General features: G+C 69.9%; 21 protein-coding genes, 1 tRNA gene and 2 rRNA genes. 5 read left to right on the top strand and 19 right to left on the bottom strand.

Annotated features, from left to right (window positions below):
- From J7U37_RS12030 to J7U37_RS12040, 3 genes are all read left to right on the top strand, one after another.
- A 23S ribosomal RNA gene (locus J7U37_RS12030) occupies nucleotides 1-99 on the top strand; the annotation flags it as partial.
- 96 nt (nucleotides 100-195) lie between these two features.
- Nucleotides 196-311: ribosomal RNA gene (gene rrf / locus J7U37_RS12035) — 5S ribosomal RNA — on the top strand.
- Nucleotides 312-380: 69 nt separating this feature from the next.
- Nucleotides 381-457: transfer RNA gene (locus tag J7U37_RS12040), tRNA-Met, on the top strand.
- A gap of 239 nt (nucleotides 458-696) precedes the next feature.
- Here J7U37_RS12040 and J7U37_RS12045 read toward each other — a convergent pair.
- The 6 genes from J7U37_RS12045 to J7U37_RS12070 all read right to left on the bottom strand — a co-directional run bounded on the left by J7U37_RS12045 (nucleotide 697) and on the right by J7U37_RS12070 (nucleotide 6520).
- Complete coding sequence (locus J7U37_RS12045) at nucleotides 697-1452, bottom strand: NUDIX hydrolase (protein ID WP_247635872.1); 756 nt, start codon at nucleotides 1450-1452, stop codon at nucleotides 697-699.
- Entirely contained in the window at nucleotides 1397-1888 is a 492-nt protein-coding gene (locus tag J7U37_RS12050) for a DUF983 domain-containing protein (RefSeq protein ID WP_247635873.1), read from the bottom strand. The genes J7U37_RS12045 and J7U37_RS12050 overlap by 56 nt, the downstream gene beginning before the upstream one ends.
- A 40-nt stretch (nucleotides 1889-1928) precedes the next feature.
- Nucleotides 1929-4238, bottom strand: a complete 2310-nt coding sequence (gene rnr / locus J7U37_RS12055) for a ribonuclease R (protein WP_247635874.1) — start codon at nucleotides 4236-4238, stop codon at nucleotides 1929-1931.
- Nucleotides 4239-4393: 155 nt separating this feature from the next.
- Nucleotides 4394-4789: a hypothetical protein gene (locus tag J7U37_RS12060; protein ID WP_348772991.1), complete on the bottom strand. Its 396-nt coding sequence runs from the start codon at nucleotides 4787-4789 to the stop codon at nucleotides 4394-4396.
- Nucleotides 4790-4911: 122 nt separating this feature from the next.
- Entirely contained in the window at nucleotides 4912-5490 is a 579-nt protein-coding gene (locus tag J7U37_RS12065; protein ID WP_056188928.1) for an NAD(P)H-dependent oxidoreductase, read from the bottom strand.
- 127 nt (nucleotides 5491-5617) lie between these two features.
- Nucleotides 5618-6520 (bottom strand): LysR family transcriptional regulator, encoded by a 903-nt coding sequence (locus J7U37_RS12070; protein ID WP_247635875.1) that lies wholly within the window; start codon nucleotides 6518-6520, stop codon nucleotides 5618-5620.
- A 120-nt stretch (nucleotides 6521-6640) separates the two neighbouring features.
- Here J7U37_RS12070 and J7U37_RS12075 point away from each other — a divergent pair, with 120 nt between their 5' ends.
- Entirely contained in the window at nucleotides 6641-7411 is a 771-nt protein-coding gene (locus tag J7U37_RS12075) for an SDR family oxidoreductase (protein WP_056188921.1), read from the top strand.
- A gap of 59 nt (nucleotides 7412-7470) precedes the next feature.
- On the opposite strand, the gene J7U37_RS12080 is transcribed toward J7U37_RS12075, so the two are convergent.
- From J7U37_RS12080 to J7U37_RS12135, 12 genes are all read right to left on the bottom strand, one after another.
- On the bottom strand, nucleotides 7471-8190 hold the full coding sequence (locus J7U37_RS12080) for a cytochrome c biogenesis protein CcdA (RefSeq protein ID WP_247635876.1): 720 nt from the start codon (nucleotides 8188-8190) through the stop codon (nucleotides 7471-7473).
- A 9-nt stretch (nucleotides 8191-8199) separates the two neighbouring features.
- The gene (locus J7U37_RS12085; RefSeq protein WP_247635877.1) at nucleotides 8200-8607 is read right to left on the bottom strand and encodes a thioredoxin family protein; all 408 of its coding nucleotides are present in this window, start codon (nucleotides 8605-8607) and stop codon (nucleotides 8200-8202) included.
- A 36-nt stretch (nucleotides 8608-8643) separates the two neighbouring features.
- Nucleotides 8644-9249 carry a rhodanese-like domain-containing protein gene (locus J7U37_RS12090; protein WP_247635878.1) on the bottom strand — a complete coding sequence of 202 codons (606 nt, stop codon included), beginning with the start codon at nucleotides 9247-9249 and terminating at the stop codon, nucleotides 8644-8646.
- A complete protein-coding gene (locus J7U37_RS12095) occupies nucleotides 9227-10078 on the bottom strand; it encodes a quinoprotein dehydrogenase-associated SoxYZ-like carrier (protein ID WP_247635879.1) in 852 nt (283 codons plus the stop codon). The genes J7U37_RS12090 and J7U37_RS12095 overlap by 23 nt, the downstream gene beginning before the upstream one ends.
- 165 nt (nucleotides 10079-10243) lie before the next feature.
- Nucleotides 10244-11143, bottom strand: a complete 900-nt coding sequence (locus tag J7U37_RS12100; RefSeq protein ID WP_247635880.1) for an MBL fold metallo-hydrolase — start codon at nucleotides 11141-11143, stop codon at nucleotides 10244-10246.
- A 71-nt stretch (nucleotides 11144-11214) separates the two neighbouring features.
- Nucleotides 11215-12162, bottom strand: a complete 948-nt coding sequence (gene egtD, locus J7U37_RS12105; RefSeq protein ID WP_247635881.1) for an L-histidine N(alpha)-methyltransferase — start codon at nucleotides 12160-12162, stop codon at nucleotides 11215-11217.
- A 2-nt stretch (nucleotides 12163-12164) separates the two neighbouring features.
- Nucleotides 12165-13130, bottom strand: a complete 966-nt coding sequence (locus tag J7U37_RS12110; protein WP_247635882.1) for a class I SAM-dependent methyltransferase — start codon at nucleotides 13128-13130, stop codon at nucleotides 12165-12167.
- Between the two features lie 3 nt (nucleotides 13131-13133).
- A complete protein-coding gene (gntA, locus tag J7U37_RS12115) occupies nucleotides 13134-13889 on the bottom strand; it encodes a guanitoxin biosynthesis heme-dependent pre-guanitoxin N-hydroxylase GntA (RefSeq protein WP_247635883.1) in 756 nt (251 codons plus the stop codon).
- A gap of 239 nt (nucleotides 13890-14128) precedes the next feature.
- Nucleotides 14129-14827, bottom strand: a complete 699-nt coding sequence (locus J7U37_RS12120; protein ID WP_247635884.1) for a hypothetical protein — start codon at nucleotides 14825-14827, stop codon at nucleotides 14129-14131.
- A 236-nt stretch (nucleotides 14828-15063) separates the two neighbouring features.
- Nucleotides 15064-16476 carry a type I glutamate--ammonia ligase gene (glnA, locus tag J7U37_RS12125; RefSeq protein WP_056188895.1) on the bottom strand — a complete coding sequence of 471 codons (1413 nt, stop codon included), beginning with the start codon at nucleotides 16474-16476 and terminating at the stop codon, nucleotides 15064-15066.
- 247 nt (nucleotides 16477-16723) lie between these two features.
- Nucleotides 16724-17185: a GNAT family N-acetyltransferase gene (locus tag J7U37_RS12130; RefSeq protein WP_247635885.1), complete on the bottom strand. Its 462-nt coding sequence runs from the start codon at nucleotides 17183-17185 to the stop codon at nucleotides 16724-16726.
- A gap of 19 nt (nucleotides 17186-17204) precedes the next feature.
- A complete protein-coding gene (locus tag J7U37_RS12135) occupies nucleotides 17205-17543 on the bottom strand; it encodes a P-II family nitrogen regulator (protein WP_003600526.1) in 339 nt (112 codons plus the stop codon).
- A gap of 194 nt (nucleotides 17544-17737) precedes the next feature.
- Between J7U37_RS12135 and J7U37_RS12140 the strand changes: the two genes are divergently transcribed.
- Entirely contained in the window at nucleotides 17738-19243 is a 1506-nt protein-coding gene (locus tag J7U37_RS12140) for an NAD(P)H-hydrate dehydratase (RefSeq protein WP_247635886.1), read from the top strand.
- Here the strand turns inward: J7U37_RS12140 and J7U37_RS12145 are convergent.
- On the bottom strand, nucleotides 19240-20727 hold the full coding sequence (locus J7U37_RS12145; RefSeq protein ID WP_247635937.1) for a multicopper oxidase family protein: 1488 nt from the start codon (nucleotides 20725-20727) through the stop codon (nucleotides 19240-19242). The genes J7U37_RS12140 and J7U37_RS12145 overlap by 4 nt on opposite strands.
- Between the last annotated feature and the right edge of the window lie 56 nt (nucleotides 20728-20783).

A 20783-nucleotide genomic window follows, 5' to 3' on the forward strand; every position in this document is an offset into this window, starting at 1 on the left:
CTTGAGAGCCGTGGAAGACCACCACGTTGATAGGCTGGGTGTGCAAGCGCGGTGACGCGTTGAGCTTACCAGTACTAATCGCTCGATCGAGCTTGATCGCTCTCATGATCCGTGTTCGCATCACGACTATAAAGAGACCCGCGACGCCTGAACGGCTGTCGCTCACGCTTGCCGAACATCCTTGTCCTGCGCCGGTCTGGTGGTTTGAGCGGTGTGCCCAGAACCCGATCCCATCTCGAACTCGGCCGTTAAACACACCAGCGCCCATGGTACTGTGTCTCAAGACACGGGAGAGTCGGTCGCCGCCAGACCTGCTCAGAACAAGGTTCGTCCACGCCCATCCGCGTCGACCCACATTCCCTCCAAACGATCCCAGGTGGCGCGGGGTGGAGCAGCCCGGTAGCTCGTCAGGCTCATAACCTGAAGGTCACAGGTTCAAATCCTGTCCCCGCAACCAAACACAAAAGCCCGCCCCGGGAACACCAGGGCGGGCTTTTTCGTGTCTGGGACTGCGCTTCAGGCTAATGCAGCCAGGACGTGAAGAAATAGATCGCCAGGATCACCGGGATCGGAATACCGATCAACCACAGCAGGCCGCCCTTCATCATGGGATGGTTCCCTCCTCACGCCTTGTTGTTCACCAACCAGGTGGTGTGGGAAGGGGTTCCACCTGCGGGGCTTCGTCCTGAGGCTTGGCTATAGAGTTTCGCGCTGCGGCTTGCCGCTGCGCTCATAGTAGTACGGAATCGGCAGGTAGGGCGCGAACCCGCCTCGGACCTGGATCTCGAGATCGTCGAGGATGACGCGGGTGATCCGCGGCAGGTCGAGGGCGCGGGCCTCGACGAAGGTGACCCAGGCCAGTTCCACCAGTTCGGATTCAGCCGAGACGATGCCCGGAACCTCGTGCGCGATGGCGGTCCGGTCGGCGGCGAAGAAGCGGGTATCGAAGCGCCGGGCGCGGCCGGGTGGCGTCACCGCCCGGGCGATGAAGCGCAGGGATTCGAGATCCGGCATCACCGCCGCCGCGCGAAACGCATCCCAGGTCCCCGCCGGGGTGGTCTCCGGCGGTCCGTATTCCCGAGTTCCGAGCAGCAGGCCGGTCTCCTCGTAGGTCTCGCGGATGGCCGCCAGGGCGAGGGCGCGCCCCAACCCGTTGCCCCCGCGCGGGACGCGGACCGCCAGCGCGTCGGACGCCCGCGCCGAGAGGGCACCGGCCACCGTCATGTGGCGATCGCACGGCTCGATCCGGCCGCCCGGGAACACGAACTTGCCCGGCATGAAGGCAAGCCCGGGATGGCGCCGGCCCATCAGAATTCTGGGAATGCGCCGGGTACGGTCGAGGATGATCAGAGTCGCGGCATTGCGGGGCCGGAGCGCTGGCTTGCGGGCGGGCGCCTCAGGCGGGGCCGAAGCCGGCAGCTCGGTCGGCACTGCGCCCGTCACCTGATCCATGCCGTGTCTCCTCGCCCTGCGGTTCGGTGCCCGCGCGCGGCACCGGTAGCTTGGCGAAGCCGTGCATGCCAAGCGCATATTGCAGGCCGACCACGGCGCCCTTCACAGGCTGCAGCAGCGCCAACGACCCAAACAGCGTCACCAGGGGCCAGAAGCTGAGCTGAAACCACAGGGGAACGTCGTAATTCATCTCGGTTTCGAGCAGGAAATACCCGACGATGTGACCGACGATGAAGATGACGATGTAGGGCGGCAGGTCGTCGGCCCGGTGATGCGCAAGTTCGAGATCGCAGACGTCGCAATGCGGCCGGACCTTGAGGAAGCGGCCGAAAATCCGGCCCTTGCCGCAATGGGGGCAGCGGCCGATGAAGCCGCGCGCCATCGCCCGCACCAGCGGGGTGCGTTCGTGGTGGCCCGGTTCGATTCCGTCCGTCATCTCGGCTCCTCGCATGACCCGGCAGCCTAGCCCCTTCCGCTCAGCGGCGCGAGCCGCGGTGGCGCGACCCGGTGCTGCGGATGCCGGGCGGGCGCCCGGGCGCGCCGGGCTTGCGGATGGCGCGGTTCGGCCCGGGGCGTGCGGCGCGCTCCGGCCGGGCCTGCCCCTCGGACAGCAATTCGAAGCGCAGGGCCCCGGCCACGGCAGCGGCTTCCACCAATCGGACCTCGACCCGGTCGCCGAGGCGGTGGGTCTCGCCCGAGCGCTCGCCCACCAGGGCGTGCTTGGCCTCGTCGTGCCGATAATAGTCGGCCCCGATGGTCGAGATCGGCACGAAGCCGTCGGCCCCGGTCTCGTCGAGCTTGATGAACAGGCCGGAGCGGGTCACGCCGGAGATCTGGCCGGTGAAGGTGGCGCCGACCCGGTCGGCGAGATGGTGGGCGATGAGGCGGTCGATGGTCTCGCGCTCGGCCGCCATGGCCCGGCGCTCGGCGGCCGAGATCTGCTCGCCGATCTGGTCGAGGGCCGCCACCGTGACCTCCGACGACAGGCCGTCCGGGCCGAGGCGGCAGGCCGCGATCAGGGCCCGGTGGACGATCAGGTCGGCGTAGCGCCGGATTGGCGAGGTGAAGTGGGCGTAGCGACGGAGGTTCAAGCCGAAATGGCCGAGGTTCTGCGCCGCGTAGACGGCCTGGGCCTGCGAGCGCAGGACCACCTCGTTGATGAAGATCGCGTGCTCGGTCTCGGCCACCGTCGCGAGGATGCGGTTGAACAGGGCCGGACGCAGGATGCCTTCCTTAGGCAGCTTGATCCCGATGGAGGCCAGCACCTCGCCGAGCGCCCGCATCTTCTCCAGGGCCGGCTCGTCGTGGACGCGGTAGATCAGCGGCTGCTTGGCCTGCTCCAGGGTTTCGGCCGCGGCGACGTTCGCCTGGATCATGAACTCCTCGATGAGCCGATGGGCATCGAGACGGGCCGGCACCACGACGCGGTCGACCGCGCCGTCGGCCGTCAGCAGCACCTTGCGCTCCGGCAGGTCGAGGGCGAGCGGACCGCGGGCCTCGCGAGCCTCGCGCAGAGCCGCGTAGGCGGCCCAGAGCGGGCGCAGCACGGGCTCGAGCAGGGGAGCGGTGATGTCGTCGGCGAAACCGTCGATGGCGGCCTGGGCCTGGGCGTAGCTGAGCTTGGCCCGCGAGCGCATCATCACCCGGTGGACGCTGTGCCGGCGCTTCGCCCCATCGGCCGCGATGACCATGCGGACAGCCAGGGCCGGCCGGTCCTCGCCCTCACGCAGGGAGCAGAGATCGTTGGAGATGCGCTCGGGCAGCATCGGCACGACGCGATCCGGGAAATAGACCGAGTTGCCGCGCACCAGGGCTTCGCGGTCGAGGGCCGAGCCCGGGCGCACATAGGCGGCGACATCGGCGATCGCGACGGTGACGATGAAGCCGCCGGCATTGGCCGGGTCGGGATCGGGCGTCGCCATCACGGCGTCGTCGTGGTCCTTGGCGTCCGGCGGATCGATGGTCAGCAGCGGTTCGGCGCGCCAATCCTCGCGGCCCGCCAGGCCCACCGGCACCACTGCATCGGCCTCCGCCAGGGTGGCCGCCGCAAACACGTGCGGGATGTGGTGAAGGTGAAGCGCGATCAGGCTGACGGCCTTCTCCGACCCCAGCGACCCGAGGCGCTCGCGGACCCGACCCTGGGGCAGCCCGAAGCGGCTCTCGCGCTGGAGGCTGACGCTGACGAGGTCGCCATCGCGGGCCTCCCCCTCCTCGCCGGCCGGAATCGCGATCTCGCGCCCCTGTGCCCGCTTTTCGACGGGGATGATGCGTCCGCCGTCGGGACCGGCCCGGAAGATGCCGATGATCTCAGCCTTGTTCTTTCCCAGAACCTTGATGACGCGGCCGGTGTAGCGGCCCGGCTCACCGGCGCTCGCTTCGACGCGCAAGAGCACCCGGTCGCCGATACCGGGCGCCGGCTGGCCCGGACGCTTGCCGCCGCGCGGCGAGGCGACCGTGATCTTCGGGGCGGGGCCGTTGCCGACGTCCCACTCGGCCGGGCTCGCCAGGAACTCGCCGTCGCGATCCCGTGCGGTGATGTCGGCCAGAACCACCGGCGGCAGACGGCCAGACGGTGCCAGCCCGCCGCGCCCGCGCGCGATGGCGCCGTCCTCCTCGATCTCTTTCAGGATGCGCTTGAGACCGATGCGGTCGGCGCCCTTGATGTTGAAGGCCGCCGCGATCTCGCGCTTGCCGACCGTCTCGGTCGAGGCGGCGATAAAGGCGAGGATCTGCTCGCGGGAGGGGAGGCCGGCAGCGCCGGGATTCGGATTGATGCGTTTTGCCAAGGGATCCGGCTCGCTGCGCGGGCGCGAGGCCATACGCGGTAGAACATGTCTCGCCGGGAGCGGAAGCGCCGCCCGGCTGCTCTTGCTAACATGGGCGCTGGACGCCGCCCCGGCAACGGCATCCGCGAGGGCATCGGCTCCGCCGTCGACAGGATTTAGCCGGTGGCGGCCGACTTGCGCAGGCGCTCGACGGCCGCATCGACGTCGAAGCCGGGCGCCGTGATCTCGTCGAGGGTGAACGGAGACAGAGCCGGGAAGCCGAACTGCACCTGGTTCTCGGCCTCACGATACTCCGGCGCCTCGGCATCGCGGACCGCCAGGGTCCAGAATCCCTCGATGTTGAGGCTCGCCACCTGCGCCGGTTCGGCGGCGAGCGTCGCCTGCACGTCCCGGGCGGCCGCCCGCCAAGCCGCGCTCGCGTGATCGTCCGACATCAGGGCGGCGCGCACCAGGGCGGCGAGCAGGGTGCGGATCTCCGCGCCGGGAGATTTGTGTGTCGTGGACGGATCGGGCGTGGCGGCGATGGTGGACATGGTGGACATGGTGGACATGGGGGCCTCGGCTCGGGTGGTTCGGGTCGGGCGTCACACGGGCAAGCCCTGCGCCAGGGCCTCGTGATTCCAGTCCCTGCGACAGCGGCTCTTTCCCACGCTTTGGCCAAACCGGGTCCGTCTCAGTAGGGCGTGCCCTTGGCGCGCTGCGCCCGAAGCGCCTCGGCATACCAGACCAGCTCGTCGAGGAAGCGTTGGGCCGCCCTGGGCAGCCACTCATCCTGCGCGACGCCGGCCTCGTCGAGGGCCTTGCCGACGCGGGGGATGGGCAGCAGCGAGGGAATGCTCGATGCGCCGAGCTCGGCCAGCATGGCGCGCAACGGCATCGCCGCCCGCACGCCGCCATATTGCCCGGCCGAGTAACAGACGATGCCGGAGGGTCGCCAGGCATACTCCTCCAGGAAGTGGTCGAGGGTGTTCGCGAGGGCCGGCGGGATCGCATGGTTGTATTCGGCCGAGACGACCAGGAACGCATCGGCGCGGCGATACAGGGTCGCGAGGTCTTCGAGCACGGCCGGCGCGGTCCCCGCCGGGTATTCCTTGTACATCCGGTCGAGGAGCGGGAGGTTCAGCACGGCCGGGTCGACCAGCGGCGCCTCGATGCCGCGGCTTTCCAGGGCGGCGATCACGAAGCGGGCGGCGCGCAGGCCCTGACGGTCGGCGCGCACGGAACCGAGGATGACGGGGACGACGAGGGGCATCGGGATCTCCCTGACGGTTGCGGCCCATCGGTCCGCCGGATCGACGGCCGCGAGCGCTCTCGCTGATGGACCAAGATCGACCCGGTTGTGCAAGCCGAGTCGCGGGGCCGGCGATGCGCCGCCGCCTTCAGGTTGACGCCTGTCGATGCCGCAGGGCGTCGACCACCACGGCGAAGGCGGGGGCGTGCTGGCGCTGGCTCGGATAGTAGAGGTGATAGCCGGGAAACGGCTCGCACCATGGGTCGAGAACCCGCACGAGCCGTCCGTCCGCCACATCCGACAGCACCTGGTCCTCCGGGAGGTAGGCCAGCCCGAAGCCGGACAGGGCCGCCCGCCGGATCAGGCGCAGGCTGGTGAACACCAGCTGGCCCTCGACCCGGACGTTGATTTCGCGGCCCGCCTTCTCGAACTCCCAGGGGTAGAACCCGCCCCGGGTCGGACGGCGCAGGTTGATGCAGCGATGGGCCGTCAGATCTTCCGGATGGGTCGGCCTGGATCGTCCGGTGAAGTAGGCGGGGGTGCCGACCACGGCCATGCGCAGATCGGGACCGATCCGCACCGCCACCATGTCCCGCTCGATGTGCTCGCCGAAGCGCACGCCCGCGTCGAAGCGCTCGGTGACGATGTTGGTCAGGCTGCCTTCCGTGACCACCTCCACGGCGATGTCGGGGTAGTCCGGCAGCAATCTCGCAAGAGCCGGCCACAGGACGGTCTCGGCTGCGTGATCGGGTGCGGTGATCCGCACGAGTCCGGCCGGCTTGTCCCGCAGAGCGGTCAGTGCGGCGAGGCCGGCCTCGATCCCGTCGAGATGCGGCCCGATGCTGTGGATCAGGCGCTCGCCGGCATCGGTCGGGGCGACGCTGCGGGTGGTGCGGCTGAGCAGGCGGAGTCCCAGCCGCGCCTCCAGGTCGCGGATGGTCTGGCTGAGAGCCGGCTGCGACACGCCGAGCTGCGCCGCCGCGCGGGTGAAGCTGCGCTCGCGGGCGACTGCCAGGAAGGCAACCAGATCGTTCACGCTGCCGCGCGCCATTGATAACCTGGACTTATGAACCCATGCGGGTTTCAGCAGCTAATCGCTGATCCGCCGAGGCGCTAGGTCTCTTGCAGCATCCTCGGTCCCCGATCGAGGCGGAATCAGGAGACCTGCAGCATGACGATGGATCGAACCGGCGCCGACATCCGAAGGGTCGCTTTCGTGACCGGGGCGACGAGCGGCATCGGCCGCGCCACGGCGCTGGCCTTCGCCCAGGCCGGCATCAGCGTTGCGGTCGCCGACGTCGCCGAAGAGGCCTGCCGCGAGACGGCGCGGCTGATCGAGGCGACGGGTGCCCGGGCGATCGCCGTCCGGTGCGACGTGACGCGGGCGGACGACGTGCGGGCGGCCCTCGATCGGACCGTCGACACCTTCGGGCGGCTCGACTTCGCCTTCAACAATGCCGGGATCGAGCAGCCGGTAACTGCCATGGTCGATCTCAGCGAGGAGACCTTCGACCGGATCGCCGGGGTCAACCTGCGTGGCGTGTTCCTGTGCATGAAGTACCAGATCCCCCTGATGCTCGCGAGCGGGGGCGGCTCGATCGTCAACACCGCCTCGGGCGCCGGGGTGAAGGGCATCGCCGGTCAGGCGGCGTACTGCGCCGCCAAGTTCGGCGTCATCGGCCTGACCAAGGCGACGGCTCTGGATTATGCCGCGCAGAACATCCGGGTGAACGCCATCTGCCCGGGCATCATCGACACGCCGATGATGCAGCGCTTCACCGGAGGCACGCCCGAGGGCATCGCCCGGGTGATCGCGCAGGAGCCGATCGGCCGGATGGGCCGGCCCGACGAGATCGCCTCCGCCGTACTCTGGCTGTGCTCGGACCCGGCCGCCTTCGTCATCGGGCATGCCCTCGTGATGGATGGCGGCCAGACGGTCTAGGGACCGCGATGGAGCCGCCCGAACCAATCGATTCCCGAGCGGCGCACCGGGGCGCGGCGTCAGTACCGCGTCGTCAGCCGCGTCAGCCATTCGGGCGAGGCTTCGACGAGGCGGGTTTCCAGCGCCTTGTCGTAGCCGAGCACGATGGCGAGGCCCGTCACCACCAGGACGAGGCCGAGGGCGGCCTTGAGCCCCTTGCCGAGGCCCATCATCCGGTCGCGCCAGCGCACCAGCGTCGCGCGCGACAGGGTGCCGAGCAGGACCAGCGGCAGGGCGGCGCCGAGGCCGAACAGCACCATGGTGAGGGCGACGGACCCGAGATCGCGGCCCTGCGCGGCGAGGAGCGAGGCCGCCCCGAGGGTCGGCCCGACGCAGGGGCTCCAGACCGCGCCGAGGAGGAGCCCGACGCCGAACTGCCCGGACAAGCCCGCGGTGGAGAGGCCCCCGAAGCGGGCCTCGGTCCAGTCGCTCACCGGCCCGGCCGCGACCGCGAGCCGCGTCTGCGCCGCCGGCAGCATCAGCACGCATCCGAGCAGGATCATCAGAATCGCCGCGCCGGTGCGGAACAGGCCGGTGTCGAGGCCGAGGCCGAAGCCGATGGTGGCCACGAACAGCCCGATCGCCACGAAAGAGAGAGCGAGTCCGGTGGCCAGGGCCAGGGGGCCGTAGCGGTGCTCGGACGCGGCCGCGCCGAGGACCAGCGGCAGGAGCGGCAGCACGCAGGGCGACAGCACCGACAGCAGGCCGGCGAGGAAGGCGAGTCCGAGGCCGTTGCCCATGGGGGTGCCCTAGAGGGTCTTCTCGACGAGGCCCTCGATCCATTCCGGCTGGGTCTCGCCGACCGAGCGTCCGGTCTCGGTCTCGCCCTTGAAGGCGATCAAGGTGCTTTGCATGCGGGCGTCGAACCGGCGCAGCACATCCTTGCGGGTGTCGAAATCGACCTCGAAGATCACCAGGTCCTTGAAGCGGGCCTGCTCGCCGAGCTTGGCCAGGATCGGCTTCTGGGTCTTGCAGATCGGGCACCAGGGGGCGCTCACCTCGATGAGGATCGGCTTGCCCGCCTTCTGCGCCGCCTCGAAGGCCTCCGGCGTGTAGGGCAACGCGTCGGCCGCCTGGGCCGGGACAGCGAGGCCCAGCGGAGAGAGGGACACGGGGGCGAGAGCCAGGAGCATGAGGATCGAGCGGCGGTTCGGCATGGGTGGCGTGACCTTCGGCGGGGAGAGGGTGTGATTCTAGGGCCCGCCGCCCGTCTTCAGGGCGCGCGTCCAGGCGGCGTCGGGCCGGATCGCCCCCGTCTCATGCCTCTCCTGCCAGCCCTCGATCCCCGCCGGGAACCAGTGGACCGACCGGTAGCCCAAGGTGACGAGGCGCTTTCCCAGATTCCAGCTGCCCCAGCAATCCGGGTGGCAGTAGGTGACCACGGGGCGGGTCCGGTCCCCTTGCGTCAGGGTCTCGATCCGCTCGGCCAGGGCGGCGGCGTCTTGGGCCGAGAGGGTTCCGGACCCGGCGCCCGGCAGCCAGATGCTGTCCGGGATCGCCCGGTGGATCGGCCGCCACAGGCGCCCCGGCGCGAGATTGCGCGGCGTCGGATCGGATTCCGAGACGTCGATCAGGAGGGTGTTGCCGGCGCCGATCAGGGCCTCGAGGGCCTCGGTGTCGATCACCGTGGCACCCGCCAGCGTCTTCGGCGTGTAGCCCTGCAGCGCGCCGTCCCAGTAGCCGGCGGGCTCGGGCACAGCGACGGGTGAATCCGCCGGCGCGGCGGCGCCCAGGAGGGTGGCGACCAGGACGAGGCCCGCGCGGCGTCGCAGGGCGTCAGTGACTGGCGGCCGGCACATCGAAGCTGCGCTCCCAGCGTCCACCCTGGTTGTCCTGCGTCACCACCGTGACCGGTCCCTTGCCGGCGGGCCGCAGGGCGAAATTGATCACCGGATTGGCCGAGATCGAGATATCGCCTTCCATGACGAAGACGTTCTGCGTGCCGTAGGTGACGCTGATCCGGTTTATGTAGCGGGCCGGCGTGTACTCGCGGCTGACCTGGTTCATCTGGAGCCCGGTGAAGTTGGGATGGCGGATCATCAGCGTCGCGGCGATCGGCTTGCCGGAATCGGTTGCGCCGGGAGAGGCCGCGCCGGAAGCCGGGTCGGCGAATTTCAGACGCATGTCGCCCATGCCCTTCATCGCCTCGTCGTCGGTCATGCCCATCGGGGCCGAGCACCCGCCCGACGCCTTCACGAACTGGGTGGTCTGGATCAGGGCGCCGTCCTTAGTCTCGGCCACCGCGTGGACGTTGCTGTAGGTGTTCACCCGGATGCGCAGCTTCAGTTCCTCCGGGTCGGCGGCGGGACCGAAGGTGAAATGCGCGGCCAGGGGCGCCGGGTTGTCGTCGATGACCAGGTAGAGGCCCTTGATCCGGTCCTTGTCGGTCATGGTCATCGTCAGCGGCACGAGCGCGGCGTCGTTGGCGCGGTCCGGCAGGTCCATGCGGACCAGGGGCTTTGCGGTTTCGACCGCGCGATCCCCGAAGAGCGATTGCCGCAGATCCTTCCAGCGCGCCTCGCGCTCGGCGACGTCGTCGCCGGCCGCGGCCCGGGCGGCGCCCGATGCCGCCAGCCCGGTGAGCAGCAGGCCGGCCAGGGCGGCGAAGGCGCGGTGGGACATCCGCATGGCGTGTTCTTCCTCGCACGATGGTGCAGGCTTTTTCGCCGGATGCGGCGGCCCTTCGGCGAATCTTACGCCAGGAGCGCGCGAATGTCCGCAGATCGGGGGTTCGGTGTGGCGATATCCTGCGCAAGTTTGCGTGACGACGGGTGACGCGCCCGCCTTACCCTCTCAGGGCTCGCGGTAGGCCCCGCCATTCTCCGCCGTCGCCGGAGCGTCGACGTAGCGGCCCTGGCTCGGAACCGCGATGCGGTCGAAATCCTGCGCCAGCGCGTCGAGGGCCCGACGCATGTCGGGACCCGCCAGCGGGCGTCCGTGCCCGGTGATCACCCGCTCGGGCTTGAGCGCCGCCAGGGTCTCGACGGAGCGCCGGGCGGCCGGCCAATCGGTGGTGAGGTACATCGGCGGGCCGTGCAGCTCGGGTTCCTGCATCATGACCGCGTAGGCGGATTCCTGGGCCGTGGTCACGAAGGCGTCGCCGACGATGAGCGACCGATCGGCTTCCCGCCACAAGGAGATGTGGCCGGGCGAATGCCCCGGGGTGTGGAGCCAGCGCCAGCCCGGCATCGACGGCACGCTGCCATCCTGCGGCAGGGCGTGGAGGCGTTTGCGGACGTCGACGGGGCGCGTCGGGTAGAGCGGCGCGATCCGTGCCATCACGCCGCCGCCCACGCTCGGGTCGGGCGCCGGATAGGCGGCGGACCCGTCGAGATAGGGGTGCTCCGCCGTATGGGCGTAGACCGGTGCGTCCCAGGCCTCGGCGAGATCTTCCAGCACCCCGACATGGTCGAAATGCCCGTGGGTGAGAACGATTGCCGCTGGCCGCGCGCCATTGCCGAAGCGCGCAGCGGCGGACTTTTCGATCCGTCCCCGGGAGCCCGGGAGGCCGGCATCGATCAGCACCCAGCCGCGGTCGCCGGCGTTGGGTGAGCCGAACAGCACCACGTTGACGATGGCGAGGCGCTGATAGGCGAGATCGTCCGTCACCGCATGGGCCTCGCCGGCCTCGTCCCCATCGAGCCCCAGATCCTGAATGACGGCCTCCCGCGAGACCGGAACCTGCTGTGCCATGTTTGCTCTCCCGGGTTGATGCGAAGGGGACTCAGCGGAGTAGGGATCCGGCGAAGAGGCGATCCGGCCGATCAGCTCCGCAGCAGGTGAAGGCTGAAGCCGCCGCCCGTGCCGAGCCAGTGCGTCTCCGGATTCCAGCCACTTCCGGCCGCCAGGAGCGCGAAGGCCTCGGGCGTGTACTTGTGCGAGGAGTCGGTGCGGATGCTGTCGCCGGCGGCGAAGTCGATCCGGGTCGGGCCGAGTCGGACGCTGGTCGGCGTGGTCGCGGTCAGGTGGGCCTCGACCCGGAACGGATGTTCACACAGGCGCACCTCGTGCCGAAAGGCGTCCAGGTCGAAGTCAGCGCCAAGTTCCCGGTTCATCCGCTCCAGGATATTGCGGTGGAAGGCGGCCATGAGCCCGTCGGCCCCGCCATAGGCCGCCTGCAGCGTACCCCGCTCGATGGTCGGGTCGGCCCCGATCAGGAACAGGCAGGAGCCGAGGGCCTCCCGGGCGCGGGCCAGGAAGGCCCCGGCCTCGTCGGGCGCGAAATTGCCGATGCTGGTTCCGGGGAAGAAGGCCAGCACGGGCCCGCCCAACCTTGGCAGGGGGAGGCGGAACGGCTTGCTGTAATCGGCGCAGACCGCCTGCATGGCGACCTGCGGGTAATCCGGAGCGAGTCTCCGGATCGCCTCGGCGAGGTAATCGCCCGAAATGTCGACCGCGATATAGGCGGCCGGACGGTCGAGAGCGTCGAGCAGGGTGCGGATCTTGCGGCTGGCGCCGCTGCCGAACTCCACAACGGTGGCGCCCGGTCCGATCCGGGCCGCCACCTCCAACGCCACGCCCGGCAGCAGCGCGATCTCGCGCCCGGTCGGGTAGTAATCGGCGGTGTGGCAGATGCGGTCGAACAGCTCGGACCCGGCTTCGTCCCACAGATACTTGCCCGGTAGGGTCCGGGGCCGTGTCTGCAGGCCCGCCAGGGCATCGCGCAGGAACTCGGCGCGGTCGGTGTCGGCGATCTGCGGGGCCGCCGCCATGCTCAGCTCCGCGTCGCCGTCAGGACGACGAGCGCGATGCGCTCGACATCGCCATAGGCCGGGTCCGCGAGTTCCTCGCCGTACTCGTCGGGATCGAACTCGCGATAGGTCCAGCTCAGGCCGGCCTCGGCGCAGAGGGCGGTTGCCGCTTCGCGGAAGGGGTCGCGCCCCTCGACGATGGCGGACCCGGTGAACAGCACGAGACTGCCGCCGGGAGCCAGACGTGCGCGGGCCGCCTCCACCACCGCCAGGGACAGGCCGGCCCCGAGAGGGCCGCCACCGTGGCGGTAGGCGCGGGCGCCGCGATCGATCATGAAGGGCGGGTTCGACACGATGAGGTCGAACTCGCCTTCGACGGCGGTGAGCATGTCGCTCCGGTGCAGGCGCACGTTGCCGACGCCCGCCGAGCGCGCATTGACCGCCGCCGCCCGCAGGGCCGCCGGGTTGATGTCGACGAGGGCGACCTCCGCGTCCGGCGCCCGTTTGGCGATGCAGATCCCGGCCGCTCCGGAACCGCAGCCGATATCGACCGCCCGCCGGACAGGGGCTTCGCGCTGCTCCAGATGAGCGACGACAGCCGCCGCAAAGCGCAGGGTGTCGGGGCCGAAGAACACCGCGTCGGCTGCGCTCGGCGGATAGGCCGAATGCAGGAAGAGTTCGCCGTCGAGGCTGGAGAGGCGGACGTTCGGGGTCCGGACGTCGCCCTGCGCCGAGACCGCTCCGGCACGCTCCAGGGCGGTCAGCACGACCTCCGGCAGGATCTCGGGCGAGAAGGGGCGGCTCCAGCCGAGCACGTCCCGCAGGTTTCGGGCACGGGCGTTCTGGGGCCGCGCATTGACATGCGCGTGGGTGGCGGGCGTGACCGTCGTGAAGCTGTAGCCGGTCTCGCGCACGGCCCGCACCAGGGAGGCGAGGCTGTCGGGATCGGTGTTCGGGAACGGGATGGCCTGGGCGGTGACGGCGTCCATGCCTTAACCCTCCACGCAGTCGGCGACGAAGGCGCCCTTGCGCAGGGCGGCCAGAACCTCCGCGCCGTCCCAGCCGGCGGGCTCGGAACGGCGACGGAACGGGCAGGTCCAATCCTCGGGGACGGCCCGGCCGCTGAACTGGCGCGCGGCCGAGCGCTCGCCATGCCCGGCCAGCATCGGGTTGGGCGATCCCGCGAACGCGACATCGCGCTCGACGATGCTGTCGCGCAGATGCTCGTAGCGGCCCTCGGCCCGCAGACGCTGGAACTGGTCGTGCAGATTGAACACCAGGGCGGGGGCCTCGAAGCGCCGGGCCGGGCGGCTCGCGGCCGGATGCAGCCCCAGGATGAAGAAGCCCTCGCCGCCGAGGCTCACCGAGAAGTGCGGGTCCTCGGGATCGGCGGCGACGCGGTCGTCATGCGGCTGGCCGAGATGCCCGTCCCGGTCGGACAGGGCCTGGACCCGCGCCCATAGGTCGGTCTCGAACCCCTCCTCGGAGGTGGGTGCGGCGCCCTCGAACAGGACGGCGAAGCTGCGGAACATCTCCGGCGACTGGCGATAGCGCGCGATGAAGGCCAGGAGCGCGGCGTAGATCCGGGCATCGTCGGATGCGTGGCCGATGCCGCGCGCCACCACCACCGTCATGCCCCCGCGCGACAGGGCCGATTTGGCGCCAACACAGGGGAAGGGCCGATGCCGGATGAAGTCGCGGAACCGTTCCGCCAGGGGGTGATCCGTGTCGACGGGAGGAAACAGCATGGCCACTCAAGATCAGGAACAACAACGCAACGCTGCCGGACGCGCCTCACCGATTCCAACGGCAAGCAACGCATGAGTTTTTCAAGACCAGGCTGGTACGGATGGGGCGGGGATACGCCTGCAGCCTCAAGTGAAGGTGCCACGATAGCCTCGTGTTCCCTGAAAAACCGTCGCAGGCATGCACCATGAGAGGACATGTCGCGGCTCGACGACGGCCCGCGCCATCCGGCGAAGCCGTCTCACCAGAGCGAGAATTCGGTGGCGAAGTCGGTGGTCTTCAGGCGCGCGCAGGTTTCGGGTTCGGTCCGGCAATCGGCGCGCGGGCGCAGCGCCAGGGTGCCGTTCGTCCCCGTGACGAAGCGGAGCTGCACGGCCGGATCGTCGCCCCGCGTGTAGGCAAGGCCGACCTCGAAGCGCACGAAGTCGAAGCGGTCGCGATCGGCATAGACGATCAGGTCGCGCGAGACGGATTCGCCGGGATTGAGGTCGGAGGGTTCGCCGCCTGCCTCGGTGGCGCCGGCGAACAGGCGGCTCTCGCGCAGGATCGCCTCGCCGGGGCCGTCGAAGGTGTAGGCGCGCGCCGTGGTGGTGCGGTCGGGCGCCGTGGCGCCGTCCCGCGTCTGCGCCTCGAAGCGCACGCTCACGCCGGTCACATTGTAGACGAGACCGAGCACGCGGACGCCGGTCTGGCCGACATTTCTGCGCATCACGGTGGAGCGGATGGCCACGTGCTGGCCGCGCTCGCCCGCCCGCACCAGGTTCGTGGTGACCGAGACGGCGGGCGGCTCGAGCGCCGGCTTGATCCGGGCCTCGTAGATGAAGGTGTAGACGGCCCAGGCCCCGGCCGCGAGGATCGCCAGGGTCTGCACCAGGGCATTGGCGCGCTCGAGGCGGTCGCCGCGCCGGAATCCGGTGTCTCCGGCGTCGTCCTTCAGCATTTCCTGTCCTGGTTCCCTCTCCGGCCGCTTCCCAGGCCCCCTGTCGGGGCGGCAAGCCGAGTGGATCGGTCATGGTTCCCCAGGACGCATCCATCTCCGGGCAGTGGCAACCTGAGGCAGCACGGAGCCGAATCAAAACCGGGCGCCCGAAACGCGAGACGCCGGAGCCCCTCGCGGAGCCCCGGCGTCTCGGATCGTTCCGGGCGAGCCGGGCACGAAGCCCGGCCCGCGCGCTCTCAGAGCGAGTAGTACATCGTGAATTCAACCGGGTGCGGGGTCATCTCGTAGCGCATGACCTCGGTCATCTTCAGCTCGATGAACGAGTCGATCTGGTCGTCGGTGAACACGTTGCCGGCCTTGAGGAAGGCGCGGTCGCGGTCGAGGTTCTGCAGCGCCTCACGGAGCGAGCCGCAGACGGTCGGGATCTTCTTCAGCTCGCGCGGGGGCAGGTCGTAGAGATCCTTGTCCATGGCGGCGCCCGGATCGATCTTGTTGATGATGCCGTCGAGGCCGGCCATCAGCAGGGCCGAGAAGGCGAGGTAAGGATTGGCCATCGGGTCGGGGAAGCGAACCTCGACGCGCTTGGCCTTCGGGTTCGTGGTCCACGGGATACGGCAGGAGGCCGAGCGGTTGCGCGCCGAGTAGGCGAGCAGCACGGGAGCCTCGTAGCCCGGCACCAGGCGCTTGTAGGAGTTGGTCGACGGGTTGGTGAAGGCGTTGAGCGCCTTGGCGTGCTTGATGATGCCGCCGATGTACCAGAGGCATTCCTGGCTGAGATCGGCGTACTTGTCGCCGGCGAAGAGCGGCTTGCCGTCCTTCCAGATCGACTGGTGCACGTGCATGCCCGAGCCGTTGTCGCCGAAGACGGGCTTCGGCATGAACGTCGCGGTCTTGCCGTAGCTCTGGGCGACCTGATGGATGCAGTACTTGTAGATCTGCATGTGGTCGGCGAGCAGGGTCAGGGTGTCGAACTTCATGCCGAGCTCGTGCTGGGCGGACGCCACCTCGTGGTGGTGCTTCTCGACCTTCACGCCCATCGACTGCATGGCGGCCAGCATCTCGCCGCGCATGTCCTGCGCCGAATCCTGCGGCGGCACCGGGAAATAGCCGCCCTTGGTGGCGACGCGGTGGCCGAGGTTGCCGCCCTCGTAATCGGTGAACCCGTTGGTCGGCAGCTCGGTCGAATCGAGCTGGAAGCCGGTGTGATACGGGTCGGAGCCGAACTTCACGTCGTCGAACACGAAGAACTCGGCCTCGGGACCGACATAGATGGTGTCGCCGATACCGGTGGACTTGAGGAAGGCTTCGGCCAGCTTGGCGGTGCCGCGCGGGTCGCGGCTGTAGGGCGCGCCGGTGGAGGGCTCGAGCACGTCGCAGACGATCGACATGGTCGAGGCCGAGAAGAACGGGTCCATGCAGGCGGTGGCCGGGTCCGGCATCAGCAGCATGTCGGATTCGTTGATGGCCTTCCAGCCGGCGATCGACGAGCCGTCGAACATCGTGCCTTCGGAGAACATCTCGTCGTCGATGAGGGAGACGTCGAACGTGACGTGCTGCCACTTACCGCGCGGGTCGGTGAACCGAAGGTCGACGTACTTGACGTCGTTGTCCCTGATTTCCTTCAGGACGTCGGCTGCTGTCTTGGCCATCCTCGGAGGTCTCCTTCATGTCTCGGCCCGTTGCGGCCGTGGTTTTGCCGCAGCGGGCATCGGCACGCCGCAGAGCGGAAGGGTATTGGGCGCCGAGCGTTTAGCGCAGCTACGGCGCCTCGGCCAGCGCAATTTCTCCGCGCCCGTGACTTGGCGGCTGTCAGAAGAGACGCAAAAACAGAAACTTAGATCTGTCTCTGGTGTTTCCGGGGTCGCCCACGGGCCCTGTCTCCGGTCCTGGCTGCCGTCAGCGCGGCAGGAGCTTGCGCATCTGGACGCAATCGGCGGCATCGCCAACCAGCTCGGCGGCGTCCCACCCGAAGCGTTCCCAGTCCATCGCCTCGTAGAAGCCCACCGCGCCCTGTGCCGCGTTCACGAACAGCGTGTGGATGCCGAGTCCCCGCGCCTTGGCTTCGACCTCCGCGCCCAAGCTGCGGCCGAGGCCTCGACCCCGGCGGTCCGGTGCGATGGCCACCAGCCGGACGATGCCGGTTCCATCGCGGCGATCGTCGAGGCGTACGACCCCCACCGCTTCGTTCCCGGAAATCAGGAGGAGCGGATGGTGGTTGGGACGGCGGTCGTCGGGGTGGTTCTCGTCGTAGCCCGTCCGCCCGCGCGCCGTCCAAAGATTGTCGCGCCGGAGGGTATGGTATCGGCGCCAGTCCGAGGGGCTGGTCACCGGATCGAGCCGGCAGGACGTCTCGGTCACGGGACCTGGCGCTCGCCGCTCAGATCGCGTCGGTGCCGGTCTCGCCGGTGCGGATGCGGATCGCTTCCTCGATGGTCGAGACGAAGATCTTGCCGTCGCCGATGCGGCCGGTCTGGGCCGATTTGCGGATCGCCTCGACGGCGCCCTCCACCAGCGCGTCCGACAGCACGATCTCGAGCTTCACCTTGGGCAGGAAGTCGACGACGTATTCGGCCCCGCGATAGAGTTCGGTGTGGCCCTTCTGGCGTCCGAAGCCCTTTGCCTCGATCACGGTGATGCCCTGGAGGCCAACCTCCTGCAGGGCTTCCTTCACCTCGTCGAGTTTGAAAGGCTTGATGATCGCTTCGATCTTCTTCATGCCGGGTGGGCCTGACCTCGATGCTGCTTGATCCATCGTTGGTATCATCGCCGTTCGGCCTTCGCCACGCCGATTTCTTCGGTGACGCCGGAAAACTGCACAAGGAATATGCACGCACCGCAAATCGTTTAGGCGATGAGCGAACCTGAGGCTGTCGCGTGAAGCCCAGAGGTGCATTCGAGAAGGGATTCCCCATGACCACCCTGCGACTGCTCAAGGTCGAGGCGATGCGCCGGGTCGATGCGGCTGCGATCGCGGGCGGAACATCCGGATTTGCCCTGATGGAGCGGGCCGGAGCCGCCGTCGCGGAGCGCGCCCGCGCCCTGGCCGGTGGGGGACTGCGCATCCTCGTCCTGTGCGGACCGGGCAACAACGGCGGCGACGGCTACGTGGCGGCGCGCCTCCTCGCCGAGGCCGGCCACCCGGTCGACCTCGGCGGGCTGGTGCCCCCCGGGGGCCTGTCCGGCGATGCGGCGCAGGCGGCCCAGGGCTGGAGCGGCCCGGTCCTGGACCTCTCCGCGATCGTCGACCTGGCGGCTTACGGCCTCGTCATCGATGCGCTGTTCGGCGCCGGTCTGGCCCGCGACCTCGAGGGCGAGACGGCCGCCTTGGTAGACCGCCTCGGGCAGGCGTCCTGCCCGATCCTCTCCGTCGACGTCCCGAGCGGAATCGATGGCGATTCCGGGGCCGTGCGCGGCGTCGCGGTGCGGGCGACCGAAACCGTCACCTTCGTGGCCCTGAAGCCGGGGCACCTGTTGCAGCCCGGCCGCGCGCATGGCGGCGACCTGCACGTCGCCGATATCGGCACCGGCCCGGCAGCGCTGGATGCCGGCCTCGCCGGGGGAGCGCCGCTCTGGCGCAATGGACCTGGCCTGTGGGAGGCGGCGTTTCCGCGCCTGACCGCCGCGAGCCACAAGTACACGCGCGGGCACGCGGTCGTCCTGTCCGGGCCGGCCACCCGCACGGGGGCCGCCCGGATGGCGGCGCGCGCAGCGTTGCGGGTCGGGGCCGGCCTCGTCACCCTGGTCTCGCCGACCGGGGCGCTGGCCGAGAACGCCGCGCATTGCACTGCGATCATGCTGCGGGCCTGCGACAGCGCCGACGACCTCGACGACCTCCTGGTCGATGAGCGCCTCAACGTGGTGCTGGCCGGTCCCGGGCTCGGGATCGGCGCGGCCACCCGCGATCTGGTGGCAGTCGCCGCCGCCGCCGGGCGCGCCCTCGTCCTCGACGCCGATGCGCTGACGAGCTTCAAGGGCCAGCCCCACCTGCTCGGCGCCCATCTCGCCGATGGCGACGCCGCGGCGGTCCTGACGCCGCACGAGGGCGAGTTCGCGCGCCTCTTCGAGGGCACGGAAGCGGGCGATCCGGAGGCCGACAAGGTCGAGCGTGCGCGCCGGGCCGCCGCCCTGGTCGGGGCCGTCATCGTCCTGAAGGGGGCCGATACGGTGATCGCCGCCCCCGACGGACGCGTGGCGATCAACGATCACGGCACGCCCTATCTCGGCACCGCCGGCGCGGGCGACGTACTCGCGGGGCTCATCGCCGGGCTGCTGGCCCAGGGGATGGCGCCGTTCGAGGCCGCGGCGGCGGGAGTCTGGGTCCACGGCGATGCCGGCCTGCGCCACGGCCCCGGCCTGATCGCCGAGGACCTGCCGGACATGATGCCGGCGGTGTTGCGCGCCCTCGTCCCGGTTTAAGTCACCTCGAACAGCGTCCACAGGCCGGTATCGAAGCGCTCCAGCACCGTCGCGCTGATCAGCCAGCGCCCGGGATTGTCGGCCTTGAAGGCGATGCGCGCGGTGCGACCTTCGAGAAGCTGGAAGGTGTCGAGCCAGTAGGGCTCCCAGCCGTCGTCGAGGGGGTGGAGCAGCCGGAACGCGTGGCCGTGTAGGTGCAGGGATTGCGGGAACGCGGTCTCGTTGCGGATGGCCAGCACCACCACCTGCCCGCGCTTCACCGAGAACAGCGGCGCCATTCCGGCCGTGCCGGGGGCGCCGTTGACCGCCCAGATTCGGGTGGGATCGCCGGTGTAGCTCGGCTCGGAGGCCGGCTTGTCCTTGTCGATCCGGGCGCCGCCCGTGAGGGTGATGTCGCGCCGGACGGCATTCTGCAGCTTGACCTCGGCCGGCAGCAACGGGTTGTCGCCGATCTTCGTGATCGGCGGCCGCGGCGGCGCGGCGGCCTCCGCGGTGAGGCCCAGAGTGGCGAGCGCGATGCCGTTGCCGATCAGCGCCGTGATCGCACCCGTGGTCCCGGCCTCGGTCGGCATGTCGAGCATCAGGTCGTAGCGGGTGCCGGGCGGGAACGGCAGGGTGGCGCGAAGGGGCTCGAAGGTGTCGGTCGGCTGGCCGTCGACCGCCAGCACGTAGACCTTCACGCCGTCGAAGCGGATGCGGGTCGCCCGCGCATTGCAGACGTTGCCGAGGCGCAGGCGCAGACGGCTGCCGGGCCGGGCCGTGATCGGGGCCGGGACCGGCACGCCGTTGAGGGTGACGAGGCTGCCGAGGCGGCCGGAACTCGCCGCGAAGGCCCGTTGGCCGAAGGGCAGCAGAGCGTCGGCGTCGTCGAGGCGCCAGTCCTGCATCAGCAGGGTCAGGTCCTGGTCGACGGCGGGCGGGGTCGTCTCCTCGACGACGAGGGCGCCGGCGAGGCCGCGCCCCGAGGGCTCGCTGGAGCCGCCCACCACCAGGGGTCGAATCAGGAACGTGCCGGCATCGGGCGGTACGAATGCGTAGGTGAATTCGGTGCCCGGGGCGATCGGCGCCTGGGTCACGCCGCCGACCCCATCCATGGGGTTCTGGTTGCGCACCCCGTGCCAGTGCAGGCTGAGGGGTTTGTCGGTCCGGTTCTCGACCTTGAGCCGAGCCGTCTCGCCGCGCCGGACCCGCACAACCGGCGGCGGCGCCTTGCCGTCGAACGACCAGACCGGCGTCGGGACGGCGGGTTCCGGCTTCAGCCGCAGCGTGTTCGGCGCGGCCGACAGGGTGCGAGCCGGGCCGTCGGTGGCCGGTGCGGGCGCGGACGGAGGTGCGGAAGGGGGAGGCGTCTTTGTCCCTTGCGCCCGTGCGCCGCTCGGCAGCAGCGCCAGGGCCGCCACACCACCGAGCCAGGTTCGCCGCGAGGCCGAGACCGGATCGTTCGGGCCGAGCGATCGAGGGGTCGGCAGGGGATCTCGCAGCATAGAACCTCGCAGCATGGCATGGTGCAGCATGGAATGACGCAGCATGGGACTTCGGC

The sequence above is a fragment of the Methylobacterium sp. 37f genome, from assembly GCF_023093475.1.
In the GTDB taxonomy this organism is placed as follows: Bacteria; Pseudomonadota; Alphaproteobacteria; order Rhizobiales; family Beijerinckiaceae; genus Methylobacterium.